At 73.3% G+C, this 14,581-nt stretch carries 12 protein-coding genes; 1 reads left to right on the top strand and 11 read right to left on the bottom strand.

The genetic code is table 11. The features are described from left to right. Positions 1-11: 11 nt before the first annotated feature. The 9 genes from ACR9E9_RS14855 to ACR9E9_RS14815 are packed head-to-tail and all read right to left on the bottom strand — an operon-like array spanning position 12 to position 9,330. On the bottom strand, positions 12-1,304 hold the full coding sequence (locus ACR9E9_RS14855; RefSeq protein ID WP_435199799.1) for a DUF58 domain-containing protein: 1,293 nt from the start codon (positions 1,302-1,304) through the stop codon (positions 12-14). A 3-nt stretch (positions 1,305-1,307) separates the two neighbouring features. After that, the gene (locus tag ACR9E9_RS14850) at positions 1,308-2,357 is read right to left on the bottom strand and encodes an AAA family ATPase (protein WP_435199797.1); all 1,050 of its coding nucleotides are present in this window, start codon (positions 2,355-2,357) and stop codon (positions 1,308-1,310) included. Further along, complete coding sequence (locus ACR9E9_RS14845) at positions 2,354-3,508, bottom strand: DUF4350 domain-containing protein (RefSeq protein WP_435199795.1); 1,155 nt, start codon at positions 3,506-3,508, stop codon at positions 2,354-2,356. The genes ACR9E9_RS14850 and ACR9E9_RS14845 overlap by 4 nt, the downstream gene beginning before the upstream one ends. Continuing rightward, complete coding sequence (locus ACR9E9_RS14840) at positions 3,505-4,176, bottom strand: DUF4129 domain-containing protein (protein ID WP_435199794.1); 672 nt, start codon at positions 4,174-4,176, stop codon at positions 3,505-3,507. The genes ACR9E9_RS14845 and ACR9E9_RS14840 overlap by 4 nt, the downstream gene beginning before the upstream one ends. Position 4,177: 1 nt before the next feature. After that, positions 4,178-5,278: a glycerophosphoryl diester phosphodiesterase membrane domain-containing protein gene (locus ACR9E9_RS14835; RefSeq protein WP_435199792.1), complete on the bottom strand. Its 1,101-nt coding sequence runs from the start codon at positions 5,276-5,278 to the stop codon at positions 4,178-4,180. A 31-nt stretch (positions 5,279-5,309) separates the two neighbouring features. Beyond that, positions 5,310-6,086, bottom strand: a complete 777-nt coding sequence (gene deoC, locus ACR9E9_RS14830) for a deoxyribose-phosphate aldolase (RefSeq protein ID WP_435199790.1) — start codon at positions 6,084-6,086, stop codon at positions 5,310-5,312. A gap of 52 nt (positions 6,087-6,138) precedes the next feature. After that, positions 6,139-6,756: a uridine kinase family protein gene (locus tag ACR9E9_RS14825; protein ID WP_435199788.1), complete on the bottom strand. Its 618-nt coding sequence runs from the start codon at positions 6,754-6,756 to the stop codon at positions 6,139-6,141. An 11-nt stretch (positions 6,757-6,767) separates the two neighbouring features. After that, positions 6,768-8,504, bottom strand: coding sequence for a phospho-sugar mutase (locus ACR9E9_RS14820; RefSeq protein WP_435199786.1), 1,737 nt, complete (start codon positions 8,502-8,504; stop codon positions 6,768-6,770). 7 nt (positions 8,505-8,511) lie between these two features. After that, complete coding sequence (locus ACR9E9_RS14815) at positions 8,512-9,330, bottom strand: purine-nucleoside phosphorylase (protein ID WP_435199784.1); 819 nt, start codon at positions 9,328-9,330, stop codon at positions 8,512-8,514. A 33-nt stretch (positions 9,331-9,363) separates the two neighbouring features. Between ACR9E9_RS14815 and ACR9E9_RS14810 the strand changes: the two genes are divergently transcribed. Beyond that, positions 9,364-10,767: an NAD(P)H-quinone dehydrogenase gene (locus ACR9E9_RS14810; RefSeq protein WP_435199782.1), complete on the top strand. Its 1,404-nt coding sequence runs from the start codon at positions 9,364-9,366 to the stop codon at positions 10,765-10,767. Positions 10,768-10,775: 8 nt separating this feature from the next. On the opposite strand, the gene ACR9E9_RS14805 is transcribed toward ACR9E9_RS14810, so the two are convergent. Both ACR9E9_RS14805 and ACR9E9_RS14800 read right to left on the bottom strand, forming a co-directional pair. Further along, complete coding sequence (locus ACR9E9_RS14805; RefSeq protein WP_435199780.1) at positions 10,776-12,785, bottom strand: MFS transporter; 2,010 nt, start codon at positions 12,783-12,785, stop codon at positions 10,776-10,778. Next, on the bottom strand, positions 12,785-14,551 hold the full coding sequence (locus ACR9E9_RS14800) for a biotin carboxylase N-terminal domain-containing protein (protein WP_435199778.1): 1,767 nt from the start codon (positions 14,549-14,551) through the stop codon (positions 12,785-12,787). Before ACR9E9_RS14800 ends, ACR9E9_RS14805 begins: the two co-directional genes overlap by 1 nt. Positions 14,552-14,581: the final 30 nt, after the last annotated feature.

Raw genomic sequence — 14,581 nt, 5'->3', positions numbered from 1 at the left:
GCGCCTGCCGGTCAGAGCAGCCCTCGGGCCTTCAGGGCGAGGTAGTGGTCGGCGAGTGCAGGAGCCAGCGCCGCAGGCTCCTCCTCGAGGACGGTCACACCCATCCGACCCAATGCATCGGCGGACCGCTCGCGCAGCTGGACCGTCCGCTCTGCGGCGGCCGCACCGTAGACGTCCTTCACGGACTCACGGGTGCGACTCATCCGAGCGAGCTCGGGGTCGGCTGCGGACGCGACGACCACCCGGTGGCGTGCGGTGAGCGCCGGGAGGACGGGCATGAGGCCCTCCTCGATCACCGAGGGCTCCAGCGCCGTGAGGAGGACGACGAGGGCCCGCTGGCTCGAGGCCCGGGTCACCTCGGTGGCCAGGGCCGTCCAGTCCGCCTCGACGAGGGTGGGCTCGACGTCACTCAGGGCGTCGACGACCGAGGAGAGCAGGGTGGCGCGGTCGTGGCCGGACACCCGTGCGCGGACCCGACGGTCCCCGGCGATGACCTGCACCCGGTCGCGGGCGTGTCCGGCCAGCGCGGCGAGCAGCAGTGCGGCGTCCATCTGGGCGTCGAGCCGGGGGTGGTCGCCGACCCGAGCCGCACTGGTGCGGGAGGTGTCGACGACGATCACGACGCGTCGGTGCTCCTCGGGCCGCCAGGTGCGCACCACCGGGTGCTGGCGGCGGGCGGTGGCCCGCCAGTCGAGGGAGCGGACGTCGTCTCCGTCCACGTAGTCGCGCAGGGAGTCGAACTCGGTGCCCTGGCCGCGGGTGCGTTGTGCGGCCCGCCCGTCGAGTTGTCGCAGCGTCGCGAGGCGCGAAGGGAGATGCACCCGCGCGCCGAAGGGGTGCAGCGCACGGATCCGGCCGGGGACGCGGCGGGAGGACTGCCGGGCCGCCAGCCGCAGCGGTCCGAGGAGCCGGAGGGTGACCCGGTCGGCCGTCCGGTCACCGCGGCGGGTCGGGACGAAGCGACCCACGAGCCGGGTGCGCTCGCCCGTGCGCAGGTCGAGCCGGTGCCGGTCGCTGACGGCTCCCGTCGAGGGTGGCCAGGCGTCCCTGACGAGTCCGCGGACCCGGCGTGGGGTGTCGTTGGTCAACCACAGCTCGCTGTGCGCCGTCCCACCCAGGCGCACGCGCGCATCGGGCCCGCGATCGATCCGCACGCGCGCGGGGTCCGGCGCCAGCAGCGCATCGAGCGCACACAGGAGCACCACGAGCAGGACCCAGAGCCAGACGGTGGACTGGGTGGGACGCAGGAGGACGGGGGCCAGCCCGAGCAGGGCGAGCCACACCGCACGAGGGGTCAGGGCCACGGGTCAGCGGGGTACGGGAACGGCGGACAGGGCGCTGTCGAGGACCGAGACGACGCTCACCCCTTCGATCTCGGCCTCGGGACGCAGTCCGATGCGGTGGGCGAGCGTCGCGTGGGCGAGCGCCTTGACGTCGTCGGGGGTGACGTAGGTCCGACCCGACAGCCAGGCCCAGGCGCGGCTCGTCGCGAGCAGGGCGGTCGCCCCGCGCGGGCTCACCCCGAGACGCACCGAGGGGGAGGCCCGGGTGGCCCGGGCGAGGTCGACGATGTAGCCGGTCACCGCGTCGGAGACGCTCACCTGCTGCACCGCGCGGGCACCGGCGACCAGATCGCTCGCGGAGGCGACGGCGCGGACACCCGCCGCGTCGAGGTCACGGGGGTCGAATCCTCGGGCGTGCCGGGTCAGCACGTCGATCTCGTCGCCCCGGGGTGGCAGCGGAAGGAGCAGCTTGAGCAGGAACCGGTCGAGCTGGGCCTCGGGCAGCGGATAGGTGCCCTCGTACTCCACGGGGTTCTGGGTCGCGGCGACCATGAACGGCGTCGGGAGGGGGCGGGTGCGGCCGTCGATGCTCACCTGGTGCTCCTCCATGGCCTCGAGCAGAGCGGACTGGGTCTTCGGCGGGGTGCGGTTGATCTCGTCCGCGAGCAGGAGATTGGTGAAGACGGGGCCCTTGCGGAAGGAGAAGTCGGACGCCCCGGAGTCGAAGACGAGAGACCCGGTGAGGTCACCGGGCATGAGGTCGGGAGTGAACTGCACCCGTCGGGTGTCGACATCGAGGGCGGCCGCGATGGTGCGTACGAGGAGTGTCTTCGCGACGCCGGGGACGCCCTCGAGGAGGACGTGGCCACCGCTGAGTAGGCCGACGATCAGGCCCGTGACCGCGGCGTCCTGACCGACGACCGCCTTGCCCACCTCGGCTCGGACCGCGTGCAGGGCAGCGCGTGCCGACCGGTCCTCGGCCGACTCGGTGGGGGCGGCCACGGGTGGGCGCGGCTGGCCCGCGGGCGGCGGAGCCTCGGGGGCCTGCTCCGGGGGCGGCTGGTGGTCGGTCATGGGGTGCGGACACCTTCCTCGAGGGCGGTCAGGCGGTGGGCGAGCTGGATCAGGGTGGCGTCGGTGCCCGGAGGTGGACCGAAGAGCCGGTCGTGGACGTCCCCGGGGGAGAGACCGCTGGCGCTCGCGGCTGCGGCGACGACGCTTTGCGGGTGGCCCCGCTCGGAGAGCCCGAGTCGGGCACGCACCCGGGCATCGGTCGCCGCGCGCAGCACGCGCGCCGCGCGGGCGCGGTCACCGGCCCGGCGGTACAGCGCCGCTCGGCTGCGGGTGGTCTCGACGGAGTGCACGACGACGGGCAGCTTCTCGGGGGTGAGGGGCCCGAGCCGTCGTCCTTGCTGCACCGCCACGAGCACGATGACCATCCCCAGCAGCGTCATGGCCGGGACCAGCCAGCGCGGTGGGGCGACGTGCTCCTCGTCGGCGGCCAGATCGGCGAGGGAGGGGCTGTACCAGACGAGGCGGTCGGAGGCGCCGAGCAGGCGGACCCCGAGCCCCGCGTGGTCGGCGTCGGTGATGTCGCGGTTGGACAGGGTCGTCGTGGCGGCGAGCAGGACCGTCTCGGGCTGCCGCGCGTGCTCGGGGACGACGACCAGGGCACTGCCCTCGGCGCCGGAGTCGTCGGCATCGAAGCAGCGGCCCACGCGGGTGCCACGCGCAGGGGAGTAGAGGAGGGACGGCGCCTCGACCTCATCGCCGTGTCGCACGATGCCAGCGGCGAGTGACGGCGCGCCGGTGCAGTCGGCGGGGATGCTCCCTCCGGTGCCCGGGCCGACGGTGACGGGCACGTCGGCGCGCTCGAGCACCAGGGGGGAGGCCTCCAGCAGGACGAGACGTGCCGCGCCCCGGCTCAGAGCGGGCACCCGCTCGGCATGGCCGGGGCTGAGCATCTCGGTGGCGCTCACGACGACGGTGGTCTCGGCGTCGACGTCCGCGTCCTCGAGACCGTCGATCGTGCGCACCACCTCGACCTGCACGTCGTGCTCCTGCAGTACCGCCGAGAGGGCGCGCGCACCGGAGGGACCGGGAGAGTCCGGGTCGAGCGGCCGGTCGGTCCGGGTCGCTCCCAGGGTGAGCACGACGAGCGCCGCGAAGGCGAGGAGCACAACGACCGTGAGGAGGACGCGCCCACGGGTGAGCCGACGGGTCACCGCGCGCCCCCCACGCACTCCCCGGCGACGGCCGCGATGTCGGGCAGCACCGCGTGCTCATCGACCAGCTCCTCACCCAGTGTCACGACCACCGCGACGGTGGCCGCGTCGGTGTGGGTGTCCCCGTAGCGCACGTCGTCGAAGGTCGCTGCCGAGAAGGCGAGCGCTTCCCCCTTCGCGGGGAAGGCCCGGGTGAGTGCGACGACGACCTCGTGGACCGTCACGCCGGGAGACTCCGGGACGAGGGTGCGCTCGACCCCGTCCCGCGCCATCCCGCGGAAGGCCTCGAGGACGGCGCGGTCGTGCTCGCCGGCAGCCATGGCCGCCCTCGCCGCCCGCCGGTGCTCCTGCGCCGTGCGTGGCCGTGCGTCGGCGAAGATCTCCCCCTCGCCCGCCGGCCCGCTCGTGGGATTCCTGCGCAGGGCACGCACCGCGACGACGGTGACCGTGACGACCACGACGAGGAGCAGCGCCCACAGGACCGGTCCGGGGACCGCCCCCACGGGGCCTCCACCGAGCTGCCGGACGATCCACTCGAGCAGACGCCCGAGCAGGCCCTGCTCGTCCTGGTAGGTCGGCGTGGCCAGCTCCCGCTCGAGCCAGTCACGGGCCTCGGGCGAGTCGGGTGTCAGTGGCGGGCCCTCGGCCCCCGGATCGGACGGGCGCACGTCAGCCGGTCTGGCCCCCCGGCCGACCGCCCGTCTGGCGGATCAGCTCGATGTCGTACCCCTCGTGCTCCATGCGCTGCCCGATGTACAGCAGGGCATCGACGCCCGCGGTGATGGGGGTCGTGAGGGCAGCCGAGATGATCAGGGCAAGTCCGTTGGCCACGGCGAGGACGACGTAGCCGGCATTGCCGTCGCCGGCGAGGACGACCTGCGCCACCCCGGCGATGAGGCCCAGGGGGAGGGAGATGATCGCGCCGACGACGCCGATGAGGACGGAGGTGAGCAGGCGGATCCCGAGCACGGGCCAGAAGCGTCGCCCACCGGTGAGTCGCCAGGATCGTCTGATCGCCGCGACCGGACCGAGGCGCTCCACGGTGAGCGCCGGGAAGACGAAGGCGAGCCTCGTCCACAGGTAGAGCGCCACGATGACCCAGACCAGCAGCAGCAGGCCCCCTCCGGCGATGCCGAGGGCCACACCGCCGCCGCCCCCGACCGAGATCGCGGCGAGGACGACCCCGGCGAAGAGCCCACCGATGAGGGTCAGCGGCAGGAGGTAGAGGACCGCGGCGAGGAGGAGGGCGCCGAGGCCGGGGAGCACCCGGTCCTTGGTGCCCTGCCAGGTCTCGCCCATCCCCACCTTGCGACCGAGGACGGCCTGGTGGGTCACCCAGGCGATGAAGAGGGGCAGGAGGAGGCCGATGACGAGCTGCCCGAGGCTGGGCAGGTTGGTCAGGAGGTCGGCGATGCCCGCCTCTCCCGAGATGCCGTCCTCGGAGAGCGCGGGGGCCAGCGTGGCCGTGAGCACCGCCGCGAGCGCGGTCAGGGGGACGGTGACGGCGAGGGTCACGACGAGCGCCATCCCCACCGTGGCACCGGGGTTGCCCCGGATCAGGCGCATGACCCCGGAGTAGATGTCGCCGAGGCCCAACCGGCGAAGGGGGACGATGCCCGGCTGGAAGTCCACCGCGCCCCACGGCGGGGGCGCCGGCGGCGGCTGCTGCGATGCTCCTGGCGCCGGCGGCTGCTGGCCGGGCGGTGGCGGTGGCTGCGGGCCGGGCGGCGGCGGTTCCTGGCCGGGTGCGGCCCACGGGTTGTCGCTCATGTGCTCCCCTGGAAGATCGGTGGTGGGTGTGTCAGTAGCCGTCGGTGGTGGCGCGGCCCTCGCCTCGACCGGGCTCGGGGACGACCAGCCCGGTCGGCCCGAGCTGCTGCGCCTCGTGGAGGAGGGCCGCGGTGCTCGAGGTGCCGATGCGGGTGACTCCCTCGGCGAGCATCGCGAGCAGGGTGGGGATGTCCCGGACCCCACCAGAGGCCTTGACCTCCATGGACTCCGGCGTGTGGGCGCGCATCAAAGCGACGTCGGCGAGAGTGGCACCGCCACCGGCGAAGCCCGTGGCGGTCTTCGTGAAGTCGGCCCCGGCGTCGGCGCTGGCGCGGCAGGCGTCGAGCATGGCCTGCTCGTCCAGGAGCGCGGTCTCGAAGATCACCTTGACGACGACCCCGGCCTCGTGGCCGACCTCGACGACCGCGGCGATGTCGTCACGCACGGCGGTGAGGTCGCCGCCGCGGAGTCGACCGATGTTCAGGACCATGTCGAGCTCGGTGGCGCCGTCGGCGAGGGCCTGCCTGGACTCGGCAACCTTCGCGGTCGTCGTCGTCGTGCCGTGCGGGAACCCGATGACCGTGCACACCCGCGTGGGGCTGTCCCCGACCTCGGCGATCGTCGCCGCCGCCAGGGTCACGTCGCTCGGGCGGACGCAGACGCTCCAGATGCGCCGTGCCGCGAGCTCCCGGACCGAGCCGGAGACCTCGTCGGGCGTCAGCTCGGGCTTGAGCAGGGCGTGGTCGATGAGGTCGGCGACCTCCTGGACGGTGAGTGTGCGGCCGGGAGCGAAGGGAGGACGCGTCATGGGGCACACCCTAAGTGCTCGGGGGCTCCCGGGGTCGTCGAACCCGGCCCGGTCACACCGGTGCGAGCAGCTGCTCGGCCTCCCGGGGAGTCGCCGCGCGCGCACCGAGCTCGAGGTGTCGCGCGACGACGCGGGGCTCGTCGCGCATGAGGAGGAGTCCGCGCCGGACGAGGGTCAGTGGGGGCTTGCGGTGCTCGCGCAGGTCCCGGGCCAGGCGCAGCCCGAAGGTGCGCAGTCGGTGGTGCCGGATGCACCAGGCCGAGTGCAGCAGCCCCGCCCGGCCCAAGGCGCGGATCGCCTCCGCCGCGAAGATGCCCTCCGCGATGACGAGGTCGCGCGGACGGGCCGAGACGGTGTGCTCGCCCACGGCCCTCGAGGTGCTGATGTCGTAGACCGGCATGGATGCGGTACCGGTGGCGCACAGCCGCTGCAGCGCGGCCACTGCGCCCTCCTGGTCCCAGCTGTCCGGGTGGTCCCAGTCGGCCATCCCGAGCTCCTCGCTGCGGGGGAGCGCCGGGTCGTCGCCCTCCCGGTAGAAGTCGTCGAGGCGGACGACGGGCCAGCCGCGGGCCCGGCGCAGCCGGTCGGCGAGCCGGGACTTGCCCGAGCCGCTCGGACCGGCGAGGACGACGACGCGACCGGCGACAGGAGTTGGGTCGGGCGCGGTCACAGCGCAGGAGTCTACGGCCGCACCGGCGTGCCCCGGTCCTCAGGGAGGGTGGTGAGCTGCTGCATGGCCGCGCGCACCGCCGTGAGTCGGCTCGCGGCCCGGCCACGGGCCGCAGCGAGGTCCTCGCTCCCGGCGACCGGCTCGATCGCCTCGAGGTAGACCTTGAGCTTCGGCTCGGTGCCGGAGGGACGCGCGATGATCCGCGAGTCGTCCTCGAGGAGGTAGCGCAGCCCGTCGGTCGGTGGCAGGCCGCCGTCGCCGAGGGCGAGGTCGTCGGTCCGGGCGACGCGTGATCCGGCGAGACCGCTCGGGGGCTGCTCGCGCAGCCGACCCATGAGCACGCCGAGGTCGGCGAGGTCGCTGACGCGCACGGAGAAGGCGTCCGTCGCGTGCACACCCAGCTGGCGGTGCAGGTCGTCGAGGACGCCCGGGAGGCTCCTCCCGTCGGCCTTGAGGATCGCGGCGAGCTCCGCGATGAGCAGCGCCGCGGAGACGCCGTCCTTGTCACGCACCAGGTCCGGGGCGACGCAGTAGCCGAGCGCCTCCTCGTAGCCGTAGTGCAGGTCCTCGACCCGGGCGATCCACTTGAATCCGGTGAGCGTCTCCTCGTGCGGCACCCCTGACTGCGCGCACATCGCCGCGAGCAGCCGCGAGGAGACGATCGAGTTGGCCATCCGCCGGCCCGCGGGCACGCCGCGCCCGATCAGGTGCGAGGCGAGCAGCACACCGAGCTCGTCGCCGCGCAGCAACCGCCAGCCTCCCTCGCGCTCGGGGTCGGGTACGGCCACGGCACACCGATCGGCGTCGGGGTCGTTGGCGATGACGAGGTCGGGGGAGGTCTGCCGCGCCTGCGCGAGGGCGGCGTCGAGGGCGCCGTCCTCCTCGGGGTTGGGGAAGGCGACCGTCGGGAAGTCCGGGTCGGGCTGCGCCTGGCCCTCGACCCGGTCCGGCTCCGCGAAGCCGGCGCGGACGAAGGCCTGCTGCACCGTCGCGTCACCGACGCCGTGCAGAGAGGTGTGGAGCACGTGCAGGTCGCGGGGAGTGTCCGGGGCGACGACGCCGCAGATCGCCTCGAGGTAGGCCTGCAGCAGCTCGTCGCCGAGGACCTCCCACCCCGAGTCCGCTCGTGGGACGGAGGCGACGGTCGTGACACGGGAGATCTGCGCGGCGATCCGGGCATCGCTCGGCGGCACGATCTGGCTGCCGTCGCCGAGGTAGACCTTGTAGCCGTTGTCCTGCGGCGGGTTGTGGCTCGCCGTGACCATGACGCCGGCGTCCGCGCCGAGGTGCCGGACGGCGAAGGCGAGGACCGGGGTCGGCAGCGGGTGTGGCAGGAGCACCGCGCGCCCACCGGCGGCGGTGACCACGGCTGCCGTGTCGGTGGCGAAGGCGTCGGAGTTGTACCGGGCGTCACGCCCGATGACGACGAAGGGGGAGGGCGTCGCCTCCTGCAGGTGGGCCACGAGCCCCGCGGCCGCGCGGATGACCACGGAGCGGTTCATCCGGTTCGGTCCGGCGCCGAGGGCTCCGCGCAGTCCGGCGGTGCCGAACTGCAGCAGGCCGGCGAAGCGGTCGGTGAGGTCGACGACCGCGGCGGGGTCGCCCCCTTCGGCAGCGGTGACCACGCCGCTCAGCTCCGCGCGCGTCTGCGGGTCGGGGTCGTCGGCGGCCCACTCGCGGGCCGCGGCGAGGAGGTCGGTGCCGGGAGCGCTCTCGGGGGAGGGGGAGTGGCGGCTCTCGTAGCTCACGCCCGCCTCAGATCCGGCCGACGATGCTCGCGAGGAGGACCCCGCAGCGTTCGGCGGCGGCCTGACCGGCGGCGACGACCTCCTCGTGCGCGAGCGGGGTCGGGCTGATACCGGCCGCCTGGTTGGTCACCAGGGAGAGACCGAGGACCTCGAGCCCGGCCTCGCGGGCGGCGATCGCCTCGAGGGCCGTGCTCATCCCGACGAGGTCCGCGCCGAGGATGCCGGCCATCCGCACCTCGGCCGGGGTCTCGTAGTGCGGCCCGCGGAACTGGGCGTACACGGCCTCGTCGAGACCGGTGTCGACCTCGCGTGCCAGCTCGCGCAGCCGCGGGGAGTAGAGGTCGGTGAGGTCGACGAAGTTCGCGCCCTCGATCGGGGAGGTGGCGGTGAGGTTGAGGTGGTCGCTGATGAGGACCGGCGTCCCCGGTCCCCACTGCGGGCGCAGCCCGCCGCAGCCGTTGGTCAGCACGATCGCCCGGCAGCCGGCCGCGGCCGCGGTGCGCACGGCGTGGACGACGGACCGGACGCCACGCCCTTCGTAGTAGTGGGTGCGGGTGCCGAAGACGAGGGCGCGACGGCCCGTGCCGGCGATGTCGATCGAGCGCATCTGCCCGGAGTGCCCGGCGACCGCCGCCGCCGAGAAGCCCGGTACCTCGGCCTGCTCGACCCTCGCGACCGTCTCGCCGACGAGATCCGCGGTCTGGCCCCACCCGGACCCGAGGACGAGCGCCACGTCATGGCTCTCGACGCCGGTGCGGTCGGCGATCACCGCCGCGGCGTCACGGGCGAGGGCGAAGGGGTCCGGGGTATGGCTGTCCTGGGTCACAGGCGCAATCTACAAGGGTGATTGGATGGGTGCGTGACACGAACCAGCTCTGTTGTGATCCTCGGCGGCGGCCCCGGTGGTTATGAGGCGGCGCTCGTCGCCGCCCACCTCGGTGCCTCCGTCACCGTCGTCGACCGGGACGGCATCGGTGGTGCCGCGGTGCTCACCGACTGCGTCCCGAGCAAGACCCTCATCGCCACCGCCGACTACCTCGGGGACATGGGAACCGCCTCCGAGCTGGGCGTGCACCTCGAGGACCACGAGGGCGATGTCGCGACGCGGACCGTCGCCGAGCTCGGGGCCATCAACGAGCGGGTGCTCAACCTCGCCGCCGCCCAGTCCGCCGACATCCAGACCCGGCTGACCGAGGTCGGCGTGCGGGTCGTCGCCGGGGCCGGCCGCATGGAGTCCCCGAGCCGGGTCGTCGTCGAGACCGACGCGGGGAGCGAGACCCTGGACGCCGACGTCGTGCTCGTGAGCACCGGCGCCACCCCACGGGTGCTCGACTCCGCGACCCCCGACGGTGAGCGGATCCTCACCTGGCAGCAGATCTACGCCCTCCCCGAGATCCCCGAGAAGCTCATCGTCGTCGGCTCCGGCGTCACGGGCGCCGAGCTCGCGCAGGCCTACCTCGGTCTCGGCACGGACGTCACGCTCGTCTCCTCCCGCGACCTCGTCCTGCCGCAGGAGGACCAGGACGCGGCCGCCGTGATCGAGGACGTCTTTCGTCGTCGCGGGATGACCATCCTCAACCGTTCGCGGATGGCCGGGGCGCAGCGCCGCGGTGACGGCGTCGTCGTCACCCTCGAGGACGGCCGCGAGGTCGAGGGCAGCCACGTGCTCATCGCCGTCGGCGCGGTCCCGCAGACCTCCGGTCTCGGGCTCGAGGACGTCGGTGTCGACGTGAGCGAGTCCGGGCACGTCGTCGTCGACCGGGTCTCGCGCACCTCGGTGCGTGGCGTGTACGCCGCCGGCGACTGCACCGGCGTCTTCGCCCTCGCGTCCGTCGCGGCCATGCAGGGACGCACGGCCATGGCCCACGCCCTCGGCGACGCGGTCGCGCCGCTGCGGATGTCGGCCGTCTCGGCCAATGTCTTCACCGACCCGGAGATCGCGACCGTCGGCGTGAGCGCCGCGGACGCCGAGGACAACACGGACATCGAGGCGGTGATGATGCCGCTCTCGCGCAACCCACGAGCGAAGATGCTCGACATCCGGGAGGGCTTCGTCAAGCTCTTCGCCTACCGGGGGACCGGCATCGTCGTCGGTGGTGTCATCGTCGCCCCACGGGCCTCCGAGCTGATCTTCCCCGTGACCCTCGCCGTGCAGAACCGGCTCTCGGTCGACCAGGTGGCCTCGACCTTCACGGTCTACCCCTCGCTGAGCGGCACGGTGGCCGAGGCGGCCCGCCGGCTGCACCCGCTGCGACCCGAGTGAGCAGCGGGTCAGTCGCGGGCGGTCCCGGCCGAGGCGACCTGCTCTGACCGAGCCGGTGGGCACAGCTGCAGGTCGAGGCAGACGGAGCCGTCGGAGACGGCGACGAGCCGGGTCGTGAGCGCCCCCGTCTCGCGTTGCAGTGCGGTGATCACGTACTCACCCTCACGGGGCAGGGGCAGGCTGTAGTGACCGTCTGCGTCGGAGCGCATCCAGTCCACCGACCCGCCGCTGCGGCGGGTGACCACGACCGAGATGTCCCCGGCGGGTCGACCGGTGGAGTCGTGGACCGTGCCGTAGACGGTGAGCTGGTCCGCGAGGACGAAGGGAGGCAGCCGCCCCTGGTCGCTCAGCTCCGTGTGGACGGCCAGCGGGGACCAGCCGACCGCGGAGACGACGAAGAGGTGACGGGCCGGTCCGGCGGTGGCGACGGTGAAGTTGCCCGCGGAGTCGGTGTGCGCCCAGTCCACGTGTGACCCCTTCTCGCCCAGGGCGGTGACGACCGCGCCCGGCACGGCGGCGCCCTTCGGGTCCTCGACCCGGCCGTGGACGACGTGGTCGACCTGGGTCAGCTCGTCGGAGAGCGGCGGGGTGCCGTCGGCGTGACGGCGCATCAGGGGGAGGATGAGCAGCACGCTGAGCGCGGAGACCCCCGACGCGAGCAGGAAGATCAATGCCATCGACGCGAAGGTCGGGTACTGCGCCCCGGTGGCGACGATGCTCGCCGCGAAGACCGCCGCGACGAGGGCGCTGGCCGTGGAGGTGCCGATCGAGCGCAGCAGGGTGTTCAGGCCGTTGGCGGCTGCGGTCTCGGTGACCGGCACCGAGCGCATGATGAGCGTCGGCAGCGCCGAGTAGGCCAGTGCGGTACCGACGGATACGACCACCGAGCCGATCGCGACCTGCGCCAGCGTCTCGCTGAAGGGCACCCGCACGGCGTAGGACACGGTCATGATGACCGCCCCGATGGCGATCGTCGTCTCCGGGCCGAAGCGCCGCGTGAACCAGGAGGAGACCGGCGCCATCGCACCGAAGGCGATCGCCGACGGCGCCATCCACAGTCCGGCGTCGAGGGCGTCCAGCCCGATGCCGTAGCCGGTCCCGGACGGCGTCTGGAGGAGCTGGGTGGAGACGAGCATGTTCGCGAACATCCCGAAGCCCATGAGGATCGAGATGATGTTGGCCAGCAGCACTGCCGGCTTGGCGGCCGTGCGCATGTCGACCAAGGGGTTGGGACGGCGCAGCTCCATCGGGACGAGCACGACGAGCAGGCCGACCCCCACGAGGATCGACAGGATGGTCCGCTGGTCGGTCCAGCCCCACTCGGCGCCCTTGGAGATGCCGAGCAGGAGCAGGATCAGGGCGCTGCTGAGCAGGATCGCGCCGCGGACGTCGAAGGTGCCGGCGCTGCGCACGGGTGACTCCGTGACGACGGTGCGCACGGCGAGGATCATCAGGACCGCCAGGACGCCGGGCAACCAGAAGACCGCGTGCCAGTCGAGGGCCTCGGCGAGGAAGCCGCCGAGCGGCAGGCCCGCGCCCGCGCCGATCGCCAGGGTCGCGCTCATGAGGGCCACCGCCAGCGGCACCTGCTCCGGGTCGAGCTCGTCGCGCATCGTCGCGATGCCGATGGGCACGAGGGCCAGGCCGACGCCCTGGAGGAGGCGGGCGAGGATGAGCAGCGGCAGGGCGGTGGTCACCCCACCGACCGCGGCGCCGACGGCGACGATGACCAGCGTCACGAGGATCATCCGACGTTTGCCGTACATGTCCGCCATGCGCGAGATCACCGGGGTGGCGACCGCGCCCGACAGCAGGGTCGCGGTGACGATCCACGAGGCATTTCCGGGCGAGGTGCCGATGAGGTCGGGCAGGTCCGGCAGCAGCGGGAGCACCATCGTCTGCTGGAGGGAGACCAGCGTGCCGCAGAGGGCGAGCACGGCGATGACGACGCCGCCCCCGGACTGCCGGGTGGACGGCGGTCCGGGGGCGGCGTCGGTGCGTGCCGGGGAGTCGGTCATCAGTCCTTGATCTCGGCGATGACACCGCCGTTGTTGACCGTGGCCCCGACCTCGGCGTTGAGGTTGGTGATCGTGCCGGCGCGGTGCGCGTTGATCGGCTGCTCCATCTTCATCGCCTCGATGACCACGACGGTGTCGCCCTCGGCGACCTCCTGGCCCTCCTCGACGGCGACCTTGACGACCGTGCCCTGCATGGGCGCAGTGAGGCTGTCGCCGGACGCCGCGGCGGCGCCGCTGCCCCCGCCGGAGCGCTTCGGCGCCTTCTTCTTGGCGGCGCCACCGCCACCCCCGAGGGACAGGCCACCGGGCAGGACGACCTCGAGGCGCTTGCCGCCGACCTCGACGGTGATCTTCTGGCGCTCGCCGTCGTCCTCGGCAGCCTCGCCGACCTCGCCGCCGTAGGGGGCGATCTGGTTGTCGAACTCGGTCTCGATCCAGCGGGTGTGGACCGAGAACGGCTCGTCACCCGCGGGCGCGAAGGCCGGGTCGGACACGATGGCCTGGTGGAAGGGGACGACGGTCGGCATGCCGTCGACCACCAGCTCGGCCAGGGCGCGCCGGGAACGCTCCAGCGCCTGCTCACGGGTGGCGCCGCTGACGATGAGCTTGGCGATCATCGAGTCGAAGGCACCGGCGACGGTGTCGCCCTCCTCGATGCCGGCGTCCCAACGGACGCCGGGGCCGTGCGGCACCCGCATCTTCGTCACCGTGCCGGGGGCGGGCATGAAGTTGCGTCCGGCGTCCTCGCCGTTGATCCGGAACTCGAAGGAGTGACCACGGGCGGGCGGGTCGTCGTACCCGAGCTCCTCGCCGTCGGCGATGCGCAGCATCTCGCGGACGAGGTCGATGCCCGTGACCTCCTCGGTCACGGGGTGCTCGACCTGCAGGCGGGTGTTGACCTCGAGGAAGGAGATCGTGCCGTCCTGGGCGACGAGGTACTCGCAGGTGCCGGCGCCGACGTAGCCCGCCTCCTTGAGGATGGCCTTGGAGGCGCGGACGAGCTCGGCGTTCTGCTCCTCGGTGAGGAAGGGGGCCGGGGCCTCCTCGACGAGCTTCTGGTTGCGGCGCTGCAGCGAGCAGTCGCGGGTGGAGACGACGACGACGTTGCCGTGCTGGTCGGCGAGGCACTGGGTCTCGACGTGGCGGGGCTTGTCGAGGAACTTCTCGACGAGGCACTCGCCGCGGCCGAAGGCGCTCACGGCCTCGCGGACGGCCGAGTCGAAGAGGTCGGGGATCTCCTCCATGGTGCGGGCGACCTTGAGGCCACGACCGCCACCGCCGTAGACCGCCTTGATGGCGATGGGGAGCCCGAACTCCTCGGCGAGCGCGACGACCTCGTCGGCGTCCTTGACCGGGTCCTTGGTGCCGGGGGCCAGCGGGGCGTCGGCCTTGACCGCGATGTGCTTCGCCTTGGCCTTGTCACCGAGGGCGTCGATGGCCTGCGGGCCCGGTCCGATCCAGATCAGCCCGGCGTCGAGGACGCCCTGGGCGAAGTCGGCGTTCTCGGCGAGGAAGCCGTAGCCGGGGTGGACGGCGTCGGCGCCGGAGTCCTTGGCGACCTCGAGGAGCTTGTCCTGCAGGAGGTAACTGTCGCCGGGGGTGGTGCCGCCGAGGGCGTACGCCTCGTCAGCGACCTTGACGTGCAGGGCGTCACGGTCGGGCTCGGCGTAGACGGCGACCGAGCCGATGCCTGCGTCGGCGCAGGCACGGGCGATGCGGACGGCGATCTCGCCACGATTCGCGATGAGGACTTTGCTGATGGCCATGGGGCGGAGCCTAACGCGTGACCCGGCGTC

Source organism: Janibacter sp. GS2 (assembly GCF_051200835.1).
Classification (GTDB): Bacteria; Actinomycetota; Actinomycetes; order Actinomycetales; family Dermatophilaceae; genus Janibacter.
This window is presented reverse-complemented; position numbering and strand designations above follow the sequence as displayed.